At 56.6% G+C, this 17,911-nt stretch carries 20 protein-coding genes; 10 read left to right on the plus strand and 10 right to left on the minus strand.

Going from position 1 to position 17,911, the window contains the following annotated elements:
- The first annotated feature begins 96 nt into the window (after nt 1-96).
- From ACWWD9_RS09530 to ACWWD9_RS09540, 3 genes are read left to right on the plus strand one after another with little or no spacing between them, the layout of a single operon-like run.
- Nucleotides 97-2,049 (plus strand): TonB-dependent receptor plug domain-containing protein, encoded by a 1,953-nt coding sequence (locus tag ACWWD9_RS09530; protein WP_455866897.1) that lies wholly within the window; start codon nt 97-99, stop codon nt 2,047-2,049.
- Nucleotides 2,049-2,570, plus strand: a complete 522-nt coding sequence (locus tag ACWWD9_RS09535; protein WP_455868151.1) for a YfiR family protein — start codon at nt 2,049-2,051, stop codon at nt 2,568-2,570. The genes ACWWD9_RS09530 and ACWWD9_RS09535 overlap by 1 nt, the downstream gene beginning before the upstream one ends.
- On the plus strand, nt 2,560-4,608 hold the full coding sequence (locus tag ACWWD9_RS09540) for a bifunctional diguanylate cyclase/phosphodiesterase (protein WP_455866898.1): 2,049 nt from the start codon (nt 2,560-2,562) through the stop codon (nt 4,606-4,608). Before ACWWD9_RS09535 ends, ACWWD9_RS09540 begins: the two co-directional genes overlap by 11 nt.
- A 43-nt stretch (nt 4,609-4,651) precedes the next feature.
- On the opposite strand, the gene rluB is transcribed toward ACWWD9_RS09540, so the two are convergent.
- The 8 genes from rluB to ACWWD9_RS09580 all read right to left on the minus strand — a co-directional run bounded on the left by rluB (nt 4,652) and on the right by ACWWD9_RS09580 (nt 10,950).
- Nucleotides 4,652-5,740, minus strand: a complete 1,089-nt coding sequence (rluB, locus tag ACWWD9_RS09545) for a 23S rRNA pseudouridine(2605) synthase RluB (RefSeq protein WP_013441756.1) — start codon at nt 5,738-5,740, stop codon at nt 4,652-4,654.
- 74 nt (nt 5,741-5,814) lie between these two features.
- Entirely contained in the window at nt 5,815-6,378 is a 564-nt protein-coding gene (scpB, locus tag ACWWD9_RS09550) for an SMC-Scp complex subunit ScpB (protein ID WP_013441755.1), read from the minus strand.
- A gap of 4 nt (nt 6,379-6,382) precedes the next feature.
- A complete protein-coding gene (locus tag ACWWD9_RS09555; RefSeq protein WP_455866899.1) occupies nt 6,383-7,165 on the minus strand; it encodes a segregation and condensation protein A in 783 nt (260 codons plus the stop codon).
- Complete coding sequence (locus ACWWD9_RS09560; RefSeq protein WP_013441753.1) at nt 7,165-7,497, minus strand: DMT family transporter; 333 nt, start codon at nt 7,495-7,497, stop codon at nt 7,165-7,167. The genes ACWWD9_RS09555 and ACWWD9_RS09560 overlap by 1 nt, the downstream gene beginning before the upstream one ends.
- A gap of 7 nt (nt 7,498-7,504) precedes the next feature.
- Complete coding sequence (locus tag ACWWD9_RS09565) at nt 7,505-8,707, minus strand: tryptophan--tRNA ligase (RefSeq protein WP_455866900.1); 1,203 nt, start codon at nt 8,705-8,707, stop codon at nt 7,505-7,507.
- A 28-nt stretch (nt 8,708-8,735) separates the two neighbouring features.
- Nucleotides 8,736-9,374: a site-2 protease family protein gene (locus ACWWD9_RS09570; protein ID WP_455866901.1), complete on the minus strand. Its 639-nt coding sequence runs from the start codon at nt 9,372-9,374 to the stop codon at nt 8,736-8,738.
- Nucleotides 9,375-9,407: 33 nt separating this feature from the next.
- Nucleotides 9,408-10,037 carry an L-threonylcarbamoyladenylate synthase gene (locus ACWWD9_RS09575; RefSeq protein WP_015829710.1) on the minus strand — a complete coding sequence of 210 codons (630 nt, stop codon included), beginning with the start codon at nt 10,035-10,037 and terminating at the stop codon, nt 9,408-9,410.
- A gap of 16 nt (nt 10,038-10,053) precedes the next feature.
- Nucleotides 10,054-10,950, minus strand: coding sequence for a 3',5'-nucleoside bisphosphate phosphatase (locus tag ACWWD9_RS09580; RefSeq protein WP_015829709.1), 897 nt, complete (start codon nt 10,948-10,950; stop codon nt 10,054-10,056).
- 134 nt (nt 10,951-11,084) lie between these two features.
- Between ACWWD9_RS09580 and ACWWD9_RS09585 the strand changes: the two genes are divergently transcribed.
- From ACWWD9_RS09585 to feoB, 7 genes are all read left to right on the plus strand, one after another.
- Nucleotides 11,085-11,618, plus strand: a complete 534-nt coding sequence (locus ACWWD9_RS09585; protein WP_013441748.1) for a septation protein A — start codon at nt 11,085-11,087, stop codon at nt 11,616-11,618.
- Nucleotides 11,618-11,920 carry a YciI family protein gene (locus ACWWD9_RS09590; RefSeq protein WP_455866902.1) on the plus strand — a complete coding sequence of 101 codons (303 nt, stop codon included), beginning with the start codon at nt 11,618-11,620 and terminating at the stop codon, nt 11,918-11,920. Before ACWWD9_RS09585 ends, ACWWD9_RS09590 begins: the two co-directional genes overlap by 1 nt.
- The gene (locus ACWWD9_RS09595) at nt 11,920-12,186 is read left to right on the plus strand and encodes a BolA family protein (protein ID WP_013441746.1); all 267 of its coding nucleotides are present in this window, start codon (nt 11,920-11,922) and stop codon (nt 12,184-12,186) included. The genes ACWWD9_RS09590 and ACWWD9_RS09595 overlap by 1 nt, the downstream gene beginning before the upstream one ends.
- A gap of 35 nt (nt 12,187-12,221) precedes the next feature.
- Nucleotides 12,222-13,025, plus strand: coding sequence for a peptidylprolyl isomerase (locus ACWWD9_RS09600; RefSeq protein ID WP_013441745.1), 804 nt, complete (start codon nt 12,222-12,224; stop codon nt 13,023-13,025).
- Nucleotides 13,026-13,173: 148 nt separating this feature from the next.
- Nucleotides 13,174-15,009: a M61 family metallopeptidase gene (locus ACWWD9_RS09605; protein WP_455866903.1), complete on the plus strand. Its 1,836-nt coding sequence runs from the start codon at nt 13,174-13,176 to the stop codon at nt 15,007-15,009.
- Nucleotides 15,010-15,056: 47 nt separating this feature from the next.
- Nucleotides 15,057-15,284, plus strand: coding sequence for a FeoA family protein (locus ACWWD9_RS09610; protein WP_455866904.1), 228 nt, complete (start codon nt 15,057-15,059; stop codon nt 15,282-15,284).
- Entirely contained in the window at nt 15,281-17,065 is a 1,785-nt protein-coding gene (gene feoB / locus ACWWD9_RS09615; RefSeq protein WP_015829705.1) for a ferrous iron transport protein B, read from the plus strand. The genes ACWWD9_RS09610 and feoB overlap by 4 nt, the downstream gene beginning before the upstream one ends.
- Before the next feature lie 124 nt (nt 17,066-17,189).
- Here feoB and ACWWD9_RS09620 read toward each other — a convergent pair whose 3' ends face one another.
- Together ACWWD9_RS09620 and ACWWD9_RS09625 are read right to left on the minus strand one after the other, a co-directional pair.
- Entirely contained in the window at nt 17,190-17,531 is a 342-nt protein-coding gene (locus ACWWD9_RS09620; RefSeq protein ID WP_013441741.1) for a DMT family protein, read from the minus strand.
- 27 nt (nt 17,532-17,558) lie between these two features.
- Nucleotides 17,559-17,897: a P-II family nitrogen regulator gene (locus tag ACWWD9_RS09625; RefSeq protein WP_013441740.1), complete on the minus strand. Its 339-nt coding sequence runs from the start codon at nt 17,895-17,897 to the stop codon at nt 17,559-17,561.
- Between the last annotated feature and the right edge of the window lie 14 nt (nt 17,898-17,911).

Below are 17,911 nucleotides of genomic sequence, written 5' to 3' on the forward strand. Positions count from 1 at the left end.
TTCAACCTCAAGGATCAGGCCATACACGACAAAAAGGCTACCGCATACCACACGCTGCGCTAGCCCAAACTGTTTGTACCTCACGATTTATCTGGCATGCATATCCTGATCTCAAGCCGTTCCCTCATGGCCTGCCTGCTTGGCAGCCTTGCCGTACTGCCAGGCCCCGCGCTGGCCGTCGGCGATATCACTGACATCCCGCTGGAACAACTGGTGGAAACGGATGTGCAGACGGCTGCCAGCATTTCGCAGCAGATCAGCCAGTCGTCCTCCGCCGTCAGCATCGTGACGGCTGAAGACATCAAGCTGTTCGGTTACCGCACACTGGCCGATATCCTCGCCAGCATGCGTGGCCTGCAAGTGTCCAATGACCGCCAGTATGACTACATGGGTGGCCGCGGATTCGGCCGCACTGGCGATTATCCCGGGCGCGTCATGCTGCTGATTGATGGTTTTCAGGCCAACGACAACCTGTACAACTCGGCATACCTCGGACAGGATGGCCTGCTGGATACCGAACTGATCGAGCGCGTGGAATATGTATCAGGTCCGGGGTCCGTGACCTATGGCAACGGTGCCTTCTACGGCATCATCAACATCATTACCAAAACCGGCCAGCAATTTGACGGCACCCAGGTCAGCACCGAGTTTTCCAGCTATCAGGGACGCAAGCAGCGCATTACCTATGGCAAGGTGCTGGATAACGGCGCAGATGTGCTGATGTCCGCCTCCACCTTTTACAGCGCCGGGCAAAACCTGTATTTCAAGGAGTTTGCCAGCGGTGGCAGCGATGGCGTGGCCCGTAATCTGGATGGCGAACGCAATCGCCGCTACTTCATCAAGGGCAGTTACGAACAATGGTCGCTGGAAGGCGGCTACGTCTCCCGCTACAAGGATGACCCCACGGCCGCCTACAGTGCAGATTTCAACGCCAAACCCAGCAGTCTGGGCGACGCCAGTGGTTTCCTCAATCTCAAATACGATGACACGCTGAGCCCGGTACTCAAGATGTCGTTGCGTACCTACTACGGCCAATACCGCAACGCTGGCCGCTACATGTATGACGGCGAGCTGTTCAGCGAACGCGGAATCGGCCGCTGGTGGGGCACGGATATCAAGTTCGTGGATACGCGCTTTGCCGGCCATCGCCTGCTCACGGGCGCGGAGTATCGCCAGGATTATCAGCAGGATTTCGAGTTGCCGACGGGCACCCTGCATCGCCAGACGCAGACGGTCAGCAGTTATATTCAGGATGAATACAGTGTCTCGCCCCGGCTGACATTGAATTATGGCGCCCGGCTGGATCTGGGCAATGATCATCTGCACCAGGTTTCGCCACGCGCCGGCCTGGCCTATGAGCTCAGTGGCATGACGACGCTGAAAGCCTCCTACTCCACCGCGTTCAGGCGGCCCAATGTCTACGAAAAGTACTACAGCGACCGCACCATACAGCGTGAAAACCCCGACCTGAAAAACGAGCTGGTCAAAGCCTATGAGCTGGTGCTGGAACATCGCCCGCTGCCCAATATCCGCATCCTGAGCTCGCTGTACCACTATCAGACCCAGCGTCGCATCGGCGAAACCTACGTCAATGGCAACACCCTGCAGTATTTCAACTGGCCAGACAGTCATGCCCGTGGCGCCGACATCGAGCTGGAACAGCACTGGGACAATGATGCCTATATGCGCGCCAGCTATGCCTGGCAGGATAACCGCGACGATAGCGGAAAGCAGATGATCAACTCGCCGCGCCACATGGCGAAAAGCAGTGTTTCCTATCCGCTTCTCGGGCCGCGCCTCAATTCCGGCCTGGAAGTGCTGTACATGGGGCAGCGCCCGGACGATAGCCGGGCCACCCTGCCCTCTTATACGCTGGTTAACCTGACACTGGTATCGCGCCAGGTGATCCCCAACCTGGAAGTCTCAGCCAGCCTGAAAAACCTGCTCGATCGTGATTACGCCGTGGCCGCTTCCAGCTACATGCTTCCCGACCGCATTGCCCAGAACGGCCGCACCTTCTGGCTGCAATGCATCTACGACTTCAAGTGATGCTGACCCGCGCGTTCCTGTTGCTTGCTGCCTCCCTGCTGCCCATCCTGCGCAGCCACGGGGAAGATGTAATCCCGATCAGCGATATGCGCGCCGCCTATCTCTACAACTTCGTGGTATTTACCGAGTGGCCGGACAATGGCCGCGATACGCTCAATATATGCCTGCTGCCCGGCCAGGCCACGCTGGTGAATGTGCGCCTGCTCGCCAGCAAGCAGATCAACGGCCGTACCCTGCGCATTATCGAACCCATGCAGCGTGACACCGACGAATGCCAGCTGCTTTACATAGGCAAGGCCACGGACTCCGGCACCCGTCAGATGCTGACAAGGCTGGCAGGCAGCCCGGTGCTGATCGTAGGTGAAGGCAGCCAGAGCCAGGCCATGATTCAGATGAATGTGGAAAACAAACGCCTCAGCTTTAATGTGGACCTGGTGCAGTCCAGGCGCGCCAACCTCACGATCAGTTCCAAACTGCTGAGGCTGGCCAAGACCGTACGCAAGGAAGACGATGGCACATAAAGGCTTCAACATCAGCTCGATACGCACCAAGCTGCTGATTTTACAATTCATCGTCACGGCAACCGCCTTGGTCGTGGTGTTTGCCGTCATGCTGGTATTTCAGTATCAGAGTGCATTGACCGATATCGAGAATGACCTCAATGCCCAGGCCGAGATTCTGAAAAGCAACCTCAGCGCCGCGGTGGCATTTGAAGACAAAAAAACTGCAGACGAGATACTGTCCAGCCTGCGACTGGTGCCCAGCATCAATCGCGCCGAAGTCTACCTCTACAACGGTAGCCGCTTCAGCCATTACGCCAAGGAAGCAAATCCGCATGCACCGGATATTCGCATTCCCTATACCGGGCTGCATCGCATGAACCGGCGTTATGAGCTGATACTGGAACAAAAGCCGCTGGCCATTCTGTATATCGAGATCAACCTCAACAAGCTGAATGCGCGCCTGGGGCTGTTTGCCCTGGTGGTGTTGATGGCGGGCCTGCTTGCCATGCTGGCTGCGCGCCTGATTGCGGCACGGCTCAACCTGCTGATTACCGAACCATTGAGTTCGCTCACCACCTTTGTCAGCCGCGTTTCCGCCGAGCAGAACTACGGCTTGCGTACCAACATGGCGCGGCGTGACGAATTCGGCACCCTGGCCAAAGGCATAGACGGCATGCTGCTGAGCTTGTACAACCATGGCAAGCGCCTGGAAGATGAACTCTCGCAACGCAAGCTGGCCGAAGAGCAGCTGGATAAACTCGCCTACTACGACACGGTCACGCACCTGCCCAACCGGCATTTCTTCAATGAACAACTGACGTTGATGCTGGATCATGCGGCCCAGCGCCAGCAAAGCTGCTACCTGATGTTTATTGATCTGGATAACTTCAAGAGCGTGAACGATACCCTGGGCCATCTGGCCGGTGACAGCCTGTTGCGGGAGGCTGGCAGTCGCATACTGCAAACCCTGGTGCCGGGCAGCATCCTCTGTCGCATAGGCGGCGATGAGTTTGCCATTATCCTGCGCGATCAGCCGCTATCGGCGATAGACGCCACCGCCAGCGCCATCATCGCCCTGTTCTCGGAAAAGTTTGTCATTAACGCGCACGAGGTATTTGTCGGTGCCAGCATAGGCATCAGCAACTTCCCCGCCGATGCCGACCATGTATCCGGGCTGTTGCGCAATGCGGATACCGCCATGTACTGGGCCAAGGCCGATGGCAAGAATACCTTCCGCTATTACTCGCGTGAGCTGGAAGACTCAGCGCACCAGCAGGAAAAGCTGATGTCCATGCTGCAAAAAGCATTGCCAGGACATGAGCTGGAGCTTTACTACCAACCCATCATTGCGCTGGAAACCCGCAAGATCGTCGGTTTCGAAGCCCTGTTGCGCTGGCATCAGCCCGAGTTGGGCAATATACGCCCCGATGTGTTCATCCCGCTGGCCGAAGCCTCCGGGCTCATCATGCAGATTGGCGAGTGGGTGCTGGAAACCGCCTGCCTGCAGGCGAAAGCCTGGCAGGAACGCTACGCAAGCGGTCTGATCATGAATGTGAATTTTTCAGGTCGCCAGTTCCACCACCCGAATATCGTGCAGAACATCGTCAATATGGTGAACAAGGTCGGGCTTGACGCCAGACTGCTCAATATCGAACTGACGGAAAGCGTGCTGATGGATCAGTCCAGCGTGATGATCGAAAAAATGCACATGCTGCGGCAGGCCGGGCTGGATATCGCCATTGACGACTTTGGCACCGGCTATTCATCCATGAGCTATCTGCGGCAGTTCCCCATCAATACCATCAAGATCGATCGCAGCTTCATCAAAGGCTTACCCGACGATCCGGAAGGCAGCGCAATTGCCCAGGCGATACTGGCGCTGGCAAAAACACTCAAGCTGAGTGCGGTGGCGGAAGGGGTGGAAACGCAAGCCCAGGCCGAATTTTTGCGGGCAAATGGCTGCGAAAAAATCCAGGGCTATCTGTTCAGCCCACCGGTGACAGCAGACGATGCCGAGCGGCTGATTTGCCAGCAGCTCGGCCGGGATATGACTTAGTTAAGGTCTTGGTTAAGGTCTTGGTTAAGGTCTTGCCAGGCGCTTAACGCTTGGTGGCAGGGCGACGTGAACGCGGCGCGGGGATATCGGCATCCTGACGAATACGGCGTGATTGCGCAGGTTTGCGCGCCGGGCTGGTGCTGGTTTTTCTGCCATCGGCACGGCCTGCTGCATCCGGGCGAGCGCCATAGGCTGGACGGCCTGTTGTGCCCTCGGCGCGTGGCTCGCGTTCAGGCGCGGCACGGCGGGCTTTAGGAGTAAATACCTGCCCGGCCTTCTCTTTTTCACGCGCGGTACGCTGACGCAACGGCGCTTTTGGCAAAGGCAAGCCAGCCCACTCCAGCAAGCCCAGCACTTCCTTGGGGTCCAGATTCAGCATCTGGCCGCGCTTCAGGCGTGGTGGCAGATTGACCGGGCCAAAGCGCACACGCATCAAACGGCTGACCGGCTTCTGGAAAGCATCAAACAAACGGCGCACTTCACGGTTACGGCCTTCACGCAGAATAACCTGATACCAGTGATTGGCACCTTCACCGCCCTGGGGGCGAATACTGTCAAAACTGGCCGGCCCGTCTTCCAGCTCAATGCCTTGCGTCAGCTGCAGCATTTCACCTTCGGTCAGCTCGCCAAAAATGCGCACGGCATATTCGCGCTCCACTTCATAGCGCGGATGCATGAAGCGGTTGGCCAATTCGCCTGAGGTAGTGAAAATCAGCAAGCCCGAGGTATTGATATCGAGACGGCCAATGGCAATCCATTTGGCACCGCGCACACGGGGCAGCTTGTCGAACACAGTAGCGCGTTTTTCCGGGTCATCCTGACTGACGATTTCACCTTCAGGCTTGTGGTAGATCAGCACCTGGGCCAGCTCGGCCTCAAATGGCAGATGCACCGGGCGGCTATCAAAGCGCACCACATCGCCAGGCACCACGGCAGCACCTACCTCGGCCACCTTGCCGTTGATGGTGATGCGGCCGCTCAGGATCAGTTCTTCCATCTCGCGACGTGAGCCCAGGCCTGCCAGCGCCAGCAGTTTGTGCAGGCGCTGTGGCACTGCATCCGGATCGGTACTGACGGAAGCAGTGGGTTTGATATTGCCGGGGTTGCGTTGCTGTTTGAAGGGACGTGCCATCTGAATCTTGCCTGAATAATTAAGTGCTTATTATACGGGCAACCAGAGCGCTAAAAAATTAAAACTTGCAGGAGCTACTCGGGTTGCGGCGGCTCAAACAGAATATCCTGCTGGCTGAAGTTCTCCATCGCGGGCAATTCAGACAGCGAGCGCAGGTTGAGGTCATCCAGAAAGGTCTTGGTGGTGGCATATAACGATGGCCGCCCCGGCACATCGCGCTGGCCCACCACATCAATCCAGTTGCGCTCGATCAGCTGGCGCATGATGTTGGGGTTGACCGCCACGCCGCGAATTTCCTCGATATCACCGCGCGTCACTGGCTGGCGATAGGCGATGATGGCCAGGGTCTCCATCGCCGCCCGTGAGTAGCGCTGCTGGCGCTCCGGACTGATGCGTGAAAGATACAGCGAAAACTCCGGACGCGCCTGAAAGCGCCAGCCGCTGGCTACTTGCACCAGCTCCATGCTGCGCTGCTGCCAGTCAGCCTTCAGCTCATCCAGCAGCATGCGCAAGGTGGCGCGCTCCATGCGGCCATCAAAGGGGCGCAGCAACTCATCCAGCGAAAGCGGCTGCCCGGCGGTGAGCAAGGCGGCTTCCAGTATTTGTTTCATTTGCGCGGTATTCAGCGGTTCCTGCAACACGCTATCGCTCCTGTGCTTGCAAATAAATGGGCGAAAATGAGGCCTGCTGGGTGATCTTGACCAGCCCTTCGCGCGCGAGCTCGAGTATCGCCAGGAAATACACGACCAGCTTGGGCAGACCGTCATTCACCACATCAAACAGCTCCATGAATTCCACCATGCCATCGCGCTGCAATCGGCGCAACACCAGGCTCATATGCTCGCGCACCGAGAGTTCGGCGCGGCCGACACGGTGGTGTTGAAAATGGCTGGCTCGCTGCAATACCGATTGCCAGGCCGCCACCAGGTCTTCAAAACTGATGCCGGGCGGGCCTGCCACGGCAATCTGCTCAAAATAGGCATGTGCCACCACGATCTCCTGCCCGACCTGTGGCATCTCATCCAGGCGCTGGGCGGCGAGCTTGATGGCTTCGTATTCCATCAGGCGGCGGACCAGCTCAGCACGTGGATCATCTTCCTGCTCAATATCCGCGGGCTTGGGCAACAGCATGCGTGACTTGATCTCGATCAGCATGGCGGACATCAGCAGATAGTCAGCCGCAAGCTCCAGTTTGGTAGCACGCATCTTTTCCACATAGTCCATGTACTGGCGCGTGAGCTCCGCCATGGGAATATCCAGGATATCCAGATTGTGTTTGCGGATCAGGTAAAGCAGCAGGTCCAGCGGCCCCTCAAAGGCTTCCAGATAAACTTCCAGCGCATCGGGCGGGATATAGAGATCCTGCGGGATGGTATCGAGTTGCTCGCCATAGATACGAACGTCAATTGCGAGCTGGGTCTGCATCAGTGAGCCACTGCGCGCGAAAACACGTGAATGACGATGACACCGCTGATGATGAGCGCAATGCCGAGTATGGCCGGCCAATCCAGCGATTGCTTGTAGAACACCCAGCCTAGGATGGCCACCAGCACGATGCCGACGCCAGCCCAGATGGCATACATGATGCCGACCGGAAACACGCGCAGGCTGACTGTCATGAAATAAAACGCCGTGCCATAGCCTGCCACCACCATGAGCGAGGGCACCAGGCGGGTGAAGCCCTCCGTGGATTTGAGGGCCGTGGTGGCAATCACCTCAGCGATGATTGCAATACCAAGCGCAAGCCAGTGGTTCATATCTGCTTCAAGAGTAATTCAGGCCCATGACCTCGCGCACATCCCGCATGGTCTCCCGTGCCAGCTTGCGGGCGCGCTCACAGCCTTCGGCCACCACGTTCTTGACCAGCATCGGGTCTTCGGCATACTGCGCCGCACGTTCCTGTATGGGTTTCAGTTCTTCCAGCACGCTCTCGATCACCGGCGTCTTGCATTCAATGCAACCAATGCCAGCACTGCGGCAGCCCTGCTGCACCCACTCGCGTGTTTTGTCGTCGGAATACACTTCATGCAGCTGCCATACCGGGCATTTCTCCGGATCACCCGGATCGGTACGGCGAATACGTGCGGGATCCGTCGGCATGGTCTTGATCTTCTTGGCCACCACGTCTGGCAATTCGCGCAATGAAATCGTGTTGTTATAGGATTTGGACATTTTCTGCCCATCCAGCCCTGGCATCTTGGAGGCCGGAGTCAGCTTGTATTCCGGCTCCAGCAGGATGATCTTGCCGCCGCCTTCGAGGTAACCCAGCAAACGCTCCTTGTCGCCCAGGCTCATGCCCTGTTGCTCATCAATCATGGCACGGGCGGATTCCAGCGCTTCATCATCGCCGCTTTCCTGGTAGCGGGTGCGCAGCTCTTCGTACAAGGCGCCGCGCTTGTTGCCCAGCTTCTTGATCGCGGCCTGGGCCTTTTCTTCGAAGCCTTTTTCACGGCCATAAATATGATTGAAACGACGGGCGATCTCGCGCGTGAATTCAATATGGGGAATCTGGTCTTCGCCCACCGGCACCTGGCTGGCCTTGTAAATCAGGATGTCAGCACTTTGCAGCAGCGGATAGCCCAGGAAACCGTAGGTCGAGAGATCCTTGCTGGCGAGCTTTTCCTGCTGGTCTTTATAGGTAGGCACGCGCTCCAGCCAGCTCAGCGGAGTAATCATGGACAGCAAGGTGTGCAGCTCGGCATGCTCGGGCACGCGCGACTGGATGAAAATGGTGGCACTGGCAGGGTCCACACCGGCGGCCAGCCAGTCAATCACCATCTCCCAGACACTTTCCTCAATGACTTCAGGGGTGTCGTAATGGGTGGTCAGCGCATGCCAGTCAGCCACAAAAAACAGGCACTCATGCTCGTGTTGCAGGCGCGTCCAGTTTTTCAGTACGCCATGATAATGCCCAAGATGTAGATTGCCTGTGGGACGCATCCCCGATAAAACACGCTCAACCGCCATGATGTCTAGAAGTCCAAAAAGTGAATTGTTATTTGAATAGCCAAGATATTAAGCTGATCGAGGCGTTTATGAAAGGATGCATGATCTTCGCAAGCAGCCCGGTAAACAGCAGCACCAGCAAAATGACAAAGCCATAACGCTCAACGCCTGCGTATTTTTCCGCTAGGTGGTTGGGGAGCAGGCTGACGGCAATCCGTCCGCCATCCAGTGGTGGTAGCGGCAGCAGATTGAGCACCATCAGCACCACATTGATCATGATGCCAGCCTGCGCCATCAGGCTTAATGGCACGGCCATACTCGGCGATAGCGCGGGGGCAAATTTCCAGATCAGCGCCCAGATGAGCGCCATGATGAGATTGGACGCAGGACCAGCTGCGGCTACCCACAACATGTCTTTTTTAGGATGCCGCAAACGCGAGAAATCCACAGGCACGGGTTTGGCCCAGCCAAACAGGATGCCACCAAAAAACAGGGTGAGCGCCGGAATCAGGATGGTGCCGATCGGATCAATGTGGCGCAGCGGATTCAGCGTAATGCGGCCAGCCTGATGGGCTGTCATGTCGCCAAAATAGCGGGCGGCATAGCCATGCGCCGCTTCATGCACGGTGATGGCAAAAATAACGGGCAGCGCATAAATCGCAATTTTCTGGATGAAAGTGAGTTCCATGGCGAACGAGGATTTCCTTAATAAAGTGGAACGTTATTCAGTAAGGCCAAAAGGTGCCAGGCTCCCGGCACCGGCTCTGACCAATATGGGGCTGTCACCGGTGAGATCAATCACGGTGGTCGGCGTGGCGGAACAGGCACCGGCATCAATCACCAGGTCCAGCTGGTGTTCCAGCCGGTCGCGGATTTCCCAGGCTTCATTCAGGACATCTTCCTCCCCCGGCAATTGCAGCGACATGCTGAGCAAGGGCTCATCCAACGCTTCCAGCAGCGCTTGCGTTACGGCGTGATCCGGCACGCGCAGCCCCAGGGTGCTGCGCTTGGGGTGCTGCAGGCGACGTGGCACTTCACGCGTCGCTTTCAGGATAAAGGTGTATTGCCCCGGCGTATTGGCCTTGAGCAGACGAAACTGACTGTTATCCACCTGGGCATAGACGGCAAGTTCGCTCAAGTTGCGGCAAACCAAGGTAAACAAATGGTCATCATCCACGCCGCGGATGGCACGTATTCTGTCCTGCGCGTCCTTGTTGCCGACCACGCAGCCAAGCGCGTAGCTGGAGTCGGTGGGATAGGCCACCACCCCACCATTGCGCAGAATCTCCACGGCTTGCGCGATCAGGCGCGGCTGGGGGTTCTGCGGATGTAAAACAAAATATTGGGCCATTCAGACGTGCCTGTCGTTAAAGTGGAGATGCTGCAGAAGGTAAGGGAGCAAGTTTTTCCAGCTCTGGCCAATCCTGCCAGACCGGAGTGCATCCATGCGGGAGATCGGGCAAGCGCCCCATCTCGATATAGGTGTGGCCAGGGCCATGATAATCCGACCCCAATGATGCCCGCAGGCTGAATTGCCGCGCCAGTTTGCCAAACTCCTGAAACTGGTCGGGCGTATGGCTACCAGTGACGACTTCAATCGCGCTGCCGCCCAGGGACCGAAACTCCTCCAGCAATAACAGCATGTTGGTGCGGCCAAGATCGTAGCGGCCGGGATGCGCCAGCACGGCAACGCCACCACTCTCGATAATCCAGCCGAGTGCTTCATCCAGGTCGGCCCAGTGGTGTTCGTAATACCCCGGCTTGCCTTTAACCAGATAGCGCTTGAACACCTTGCGTGTATCGGCGGCATAGCCAGCCTCGACCAGATAGCGGGCAAAATGGGTACGGCTGATAATGCCTTTGGCGTGCTTATAAGCGCCTTCCAGGCTGCCTTCTACACCGGCCGCCTGCAAGCTCGCTGCCATGCCCTGGGCACGGATATGACGACCGGCCCGAATTCGGGCCAGGCCATCGACCAGCGGTTGGTAGGTAGGATCTATGCGCAAACCCACAATATGCAGGGTGCGGCGTTTCCAGGTCACCGAGATTTCAACGCCGGAGACAAACTGCATGCCATGCTCATCCGCCACCTGGCGTGCCTCTTCCAGGCCTGCGACATCGTCGTGATCGGTCAGCGCGAGCAGTCTCACCCCCTGGGCTGCCGCGTGGCGCACCAGTTCTGCCGGGGTCAACGTACCGTCGGAAACCGTGGAGTGGCTATGCAGATCAATCAAGAAAAGCGTCTCGAAAACATCTTGCAGCACGCCATGTCGGGCTGGCAATGAAGAACATGAAGTGTAAAGTCTTGTGGCACAAGACGAATCATAGCAAAATACCGATAGGGCTAATACCTCACGCATGCAAATGCGGCAACTCATCCTCACGCGTAAGGCTTGTTATGAAGTTTCTTTTTGACCTCTTCCCGGTCATTCTGTTTTTCATTGTCTTCAAGATTTCCGGCATATATGCCGCGACAGCGGTGGCGATGATCGCCACAGTGCTGCAAATCGCTTGGGTGAAGTTCAAGCATGGCAAGGTCGATAACATGCTGATCGCCAGCGGCGTCATCATTATTGTCTTTGGCGGCGCCACCCTGTTTTTGCATGACGAAAATTTCATCAAGTGGAAGCCGACCATACTTTATTGGGTATTCGCCATTGCCATGGTGGTATCGCAGTTTTTCTTTGGCAAGAATGCCATGCGCGCCCTCATGGAAAAACAGGTCACCATGGCAGATAGCGTCTGGAGCAAGCTGAATCTGGCATGGGCCTTGTTCTTTACCTTTCTGGGCTTCCTCAATCTGTACGTTGCCTTTCACTACTCCACCGACATATGGGTCGATTTCAAGCTGTTCGGCACCATGGGCCTGATGTTTCTGTTCATCATCGGCCAGACCCTGGTCCTCAACAAATACATGGAAAGCAACGAGTGATGTGGTATGCCATCGTGGCGCAAGATACGCCAGACAGTCTGCAAAAACGCCTGCAGGCCCGCCCGGAACACCTGGCAAGATTGCAGGCCATGCAGGATGCTGGCCGTCTGCTGCTGGCCGGCCCCTTCCCGGCGACTGATAGCATAGACCCCGGCCCGGCAGGCTACAGCGGCAGCCTTATCGTGGCTGAATTTGCCACGCTGCAGGAAGCCACAGACTGGGCCAATGCCGATCCTTTTGTGGCGGCTGGCGTGTATGCCGAGGTCAGCGTCAAACCTTTTCGCAAGACCCTGCCCGCCTGATGTCACTTCTAGACGAAATCCGCACACGGCTGGCGGTGCTGGAGCCTGTTGATCTGACCATTCAGGATGACAGCGCCCTGCATGCGGGGCATGCCGGTAACGGCGGTGGTGGACACTTCAATGTGTGCGTTGTCAGCTCGCAATTTAGCGGCAAATCACCCATAATCCGGCATCGGATCGTTTACCAGGCACTCGCAGACTTGATACCCAGCAGAATTCACGCGCTCAGCATTCGTGCTCTCGCTCCCGATGAAAACAATCCCTAATCAACCCCTCATTGAAATGACAAGGAAGTATGAACATGAAAATCACACTTAGAGCCTTGCTGGCCATCGTTGCCATCGGCATTTCCAGCCTGGCGATGGCGGCTGACCCGGCTGTGGCCACCGTCAACGGCAAGCCGATCAAGCAGTCGCTCTTCGATTACATCACCAAGGATGCGGCTGCCCGCGGCCAGAATGTGGATGACAATGTACGTACCGTCATCGTCAACCGCCTGATCAGCAGCGAGCTGATCTATCAGGAAGCGCAACGCAGCGGCTTTGACAAACGCCCTGAGTATGTGGCCAAACAAGAGCTGGCCGCCCGTGAATTGCTAGTGAACAGCTATCTGGAAGACTACCTGAAGAAAAATCCCGTGAGCGATGCTGCGGTCAAGGCTGAATACGAGAAGTACAAGCAGGAAGTCGGCGACAAGGAATACAACGCACGCCACATTCTGGTTGCCACCGAAGCTGAAGCCAAGGACATCATTGCTCAACTCGGCAAGGGTGCTGATTTCGCCAAGCTGGCCAAGGAAAAATCCAAGGATCCAGGTGGCAAGGAAAATGGTGGTGATCTGGGCTGGTTTGCGCCAGGCAGCATGGTCAAGCCATTCAGCGAAGCCGTCACCAAGATGAAAAAGGGCAGCTACACTGCAGATCCCGTACAAACCCAGTTTGGCTGGCATGTCATCAAGCTGGAAGATGTACGTGACGCGCAACCTATGCCTTTTGAAAAAGTACAGGATGCCCTGAAAAAACAACTGCAACAACGCCAGCTGGAAAAGCTGCTGTCCGATTTGCGCAGCAAGGCGAAGATTGTAGAAAATCCTGCCAAGAAGTAAGTCTGGCTAAGCCCGGAGTTATTCGGGCCTAGCACTTGGCGCGATTAAAAAAGACCTGGCTAGCCAGGTCTTTTTTTATGCGTCGCCCACGTGAACCCAGGCATGTTTATGCATCACTTGCACATGCCGCCGAGTGCTTTACACTGGCATGCATTCGCATTTTTATTCGCTTGCCCATATCCTGATGATGTCCACCATTTCGTATCAAGTTCGCTTAGGTCAGCCCGCCACTCATCTCTTTGAAGTGCAATGCACTATCGCCAAGCCCGATCCTCAGGGACAAGAGGTTTCACTACCAGCCTGGATACCGGGCAGCTATCTGGTAAGAGATTTTGCGCGCCATATTGTGAGCATGGAGGCGATGTCCAGCGGCAAGGCCGTCGAGATCGCAAAAGTCAGCAAACACCGCTGGCAGTGTGCCCCCTGCAAAGGTCCGCTGACCTTGCGCTATCAGGTATATGCCTACGACCTCTCGGTGCGGACGGCCTACCTTGACGACGAACGCGGCTACTTCAATGGCTCCAGCCTGTTTCTCTGTGTGGCAGGACAAGAGCACGCCCCATGTCAGGTGACGCTGCATGCTCCCGACATCAAAAACTGGCAAGTTGGTACCGCACTTCCCGCCATCAAGGTAAATCGCGCCGGATTCGGCTTGTACCAGGCGCCTGACTATCGCGCACTCATCGATTACCCGGTGGAGATAGGCAAGCTCGCTATCGTGACATTCAAGGCCGCTGGCATTCCGCATCGCCTGATTGTTTCAGGCACGCATCAGGCAGACCTTAAAAGAATAGCCCGCGACCTCAAGACCTTGTGCGAAACGCATATCGGCTTTTTTGGCAGCGCGCCATTCGAGCGCTACGACTTCATGCTGTATGCCGCGGGCGACGACCAGTATGGCGGCCTGGAACATCGCGACTCCACCAGCCTGATCTGCCCGCGCAGCTGGCTGCCCTCCACAGGTGCGGAGGCTGATACCAGCCGTTATCAGGATTTCCTGGGGCTGTGCAGCCATGAATATTTCCATGCCTGGCATGTGAAGCGCATGCGCCCCCAGGCATTTGTGGAACCCGACCTCGGGCAGGAAGCCTATACCCGCTTGCTGTGGGTGTTTGAAGGATTTACCGCGTATTACGATACCCTGATGCTGGTACGCAGTGGCCTGATGTCGCCCGAGGAATATCTTAAGGACCAGGCCAAATCCATCACCCGCTACCTGCGCACGCCTGGCCGCCATGTGCAGCGTGTGGATGAATCCAGCTTTGATGCATGGATCAAGCTCTACAAGCCGGATGAGAACACGCCGAATGCGCAGATCAGCTATTACCTGAAAGGCTCGCTGGTGGCACTGGCGCTTGACCTTACCCTGCGCAAGAAAGGCAGCTCGCTGGATATCCTGATGCAAGGCATGTGGCGAGATTACCAGTTAACGGGGGCAGCCATGGCCGAAGAACAGATGGATGCTCTTATCCTGAAACACACCGGGCACGACCTGCGCAAACTTCTGGACAAGCTTGTACGTGGTACCGAGGACCCCGCCTTCCGCAAGCTGTTTGCCAACGTTGGCATTGATTATCAGGATGAAGCCAAGCCTGCTGCCAGCAACAGCCTGCGCAGCGCCTGGGGTTTGCAGCTGGCCAACGAGCAGGACACGCGCGTCGCGCATGTCTATCGCAACAGCTCGGCCGAAGAGGCCGGCCTGGCCGCACAGGATGTGATTATTGCCGCCGATGGCATCAAAGCCAGCGCCAAACAGTTACAGGAACAGGTAGCACGACTGACCGAAGGTGCCAGCCTCACACTGCATTTCTTCCGCAGAGACCAGCTCAGGAAATGCCGTATCACCAAACGCAGCCAGACCGTGGCGGAATGCAGCTTGCACATGCTGGCGGAGGAACACCCACTGCGAGCATCGTGGCTGGCGACAGTGAAGAATTCAGCCAAGCGGCGAGATGGCAAACACAAATCCGGCATGCCAGCTTGAGCAAATTGTGAAATAATAAGAATAATTATCATTTGTTGAACAAACCAATGTCCGACCTTTCACAACTGCAGCCTGGCACCCATGCGGTGATCTGCGGTATAGATGCTGATGAATCCCTGTTCCAACGGCTTGCCGCGCTGGGTTTCCGCATCGGCAAGAAAATCGAAGTCATCCGCCGTGCCAGTTTTAACGGCCCTTTGCATGTTCGCATCGGCACCACCGATATCATCCTGCGCGTCACAGAAGCGCGCCGCATACAGATTAGCCAACAATGAAACGTATCGCCCTGCTCGGCATGCCCAACACGGGCAAATCCACTTTTTTCAATCGTGTCAGCGGCGCTTCGGCGCGTGTCGGCAACTGGCCGGGCATCACGGTAGACCTGATGGCCGCCAAGCTGCTGCTGGGTGGTCACATCGTCGAGATCATCGATCTGCCAGGCATTTACGACCTGCATGGGTTTTCAGATGATGAATCCGTGGTCAGGCATTTTCTTGAAAACAACGATGTCGACCTTGCCGTCATCGTGCTCAATGGCTCGCAGATAGACCGTCAGCTTTCCCTCGCCTTGCAGGTAAAAGCGCTGGGCCTGCCCTGTATTCTGCTGCTGAACATGAGCGACGAGGCAAAAAAATCCGGGATCACCTTCAACCTGCCCGGCATGCAGCAGCAATTGCAGATGCCTGTCATGCAGATCAGCGCCAAGCATGGCAATGGCTGCCCGGAAGCTCTGAAGGAAGCCGCCCGGCACTTGGCCGAGCAGCACCCCAGCCCGGCGGAGATTCGCGAACAACTGAAAAACGACGACACCATCGAAAACCAGATGGAAGCCATCGTCAAAAGCACCGTGCATTACCCGGCGCAGCTGGATGATGTGGTGACCTCACGCATAGACCGTGTGTTGCTGCACCCATGGCTAGGCCTGCCCCTGTTTTTTGCTGCCATGTATCTGCTGTTCCAGTTTATTTTTACCTTGGGCACGCCCTTGCAGGAAGGCATTGCCTGGGCGCTGGATCTGTTCCGCGCCGATGTACTGGAGCCATTGCTGAAGAGTGCGCCTGCCTGGTTCAGCGGCCTGATGCTGGATGGCATCTACAATGGCATCGGTACGGTCGCGGCATTCATTCCGATCATCGTGCTGTTTTTCCTGGTGATGACCATGGTGGAAGACAGCGGCTATCTGTCGCGCGCCGCTTTTCTGGTGGATGCGCTGATGGCCAAGATGGGCCTGGATGGCCGTGGTTTTGTCATGATGCTGATGGGCTTTGGCTGTAATGTGCCAGCCCTGATGGGAACCCGGGTCATGCGTTCGCGCAATATGCGCCTGCTCACCATGCTGGTCATCCCCCTCTCGCTTTGCTCGGCCCGCCTGCAGGTGTTCCTGTTCATGACGGCCACGCTATTCACACCGAAGCAGGCACCGCTGGTGCTGTTTTCGCTCTACATGGTGAGCTTCGCCACCATTTTCCTGACGGCGGTGATTTATAAAGGCCGCTATAGCAGCACCGAGCCGTTTATTCTGGAGCTGCCGCCTTATCGTTTCCCCACGCCACGCCAGATCTGGCTGCGCGGCTGGCAAGAGGTGCGCCACTTCCTCACGCGCGCCAGCAAGTTCATCATCATCGGGGTGCTGCTGGTCTGGGCGCTGACCAACTTCCCCAGCGACGTTCCTGCAGCCAGCGCAGGCACCATTGCCGGCATGATAGGCACCTGGTTGGCGCCCGTGCTCAACCCGGTTGGCATCGACGGCCAGCTGGCGATAGCGCTGATTTTTGGCTTTGTGGCAAAGGAGATCGTCGTGGGCGCGCTCGCCGTTATCTATGGCCTGCAGGGCGATGCCCTGATGCAAGTCATGGCGACCAAGCTGGACTGGGTGCAAGGCATGAGCTTCATGCTGTTCACGCTGATCTACACCCCCTGCCTCTCCACCATTGCCACGCTCAAAAACGAGTCCAAAAGCATAGGCTTCATGATGCTCTCGCTGTTATGGTCGCTGGGCCTGGCGTGGGTAGTGAGCTTTGTGTTTTACCAGACGGCGCGCGCGCTAGGGTATTAGTCAGCGGACAACACACGCCTGGCAGCAGAATGACAAAAGGCCCGAGCCGCCATGGCGTCGGGCCTTTTGTTTTATTGAATGTCCGTTCATGACGAACGCCGGGCACTTAACAGACTTACCTGACTTAACTCCGAAACATGAAATATACCGCGCCCAGCAGGCACAAGCCTGCCCATAGATAATCCAGCTTGAGTGGCTGATGCATGTAAAACACGGCAAACGGCACAAAAACCATCAGCGTGATGACTTCCTGCAACACCTTGAGCTGGCCCAGGGAGAGGACGGTAAAGCCTGCGCGGTTGGCAGGCACCTGAAACATGTATTCGACAAACGCGACCAGCCAGCTGAGAAATGCAGCGACATACCAGGGTTTGTCATTGAGGCTTTTAAGGTGGGCATACCATGCAAACGTCATGAAGACGTTTGACATGGTCAGCAACAGCACTGTCTTGGCAATGACCGGCATAAAGAGGATCTAGCCCACCTGGGCAGCCTAGATGGCGGCCTCGTCCGTTTCGCCAGTACGAATACGCACCACTTGTTCGACATTCGACACGAAAATCTTGCCGTCACCAATCTTGCCAGTGCGAGCTGCCTTGATGATGGCTTCCATCGCGGCATCCAGCAGGCTGTCGGCAATAATCAGCTCAACCTTGATCTTGGGCAGGAAGTCCACCACGTATTCAGCACCGCGATAAAGTTCGGTATGGCCTTTCTGACGGCCAAAGCCTTTTACTTCTGTCACGGTCAGGCCATTCACACCGATTTCAGACAGCGCTTCACGCACTTCGTCGAGTTTGAATGGTTTGATGATTGCTTCAATTTTCTTCATTTGCTTATGTCCCC

Source organism: Methylovorus sp. SPW-M1, assembly GCF_053848825.1.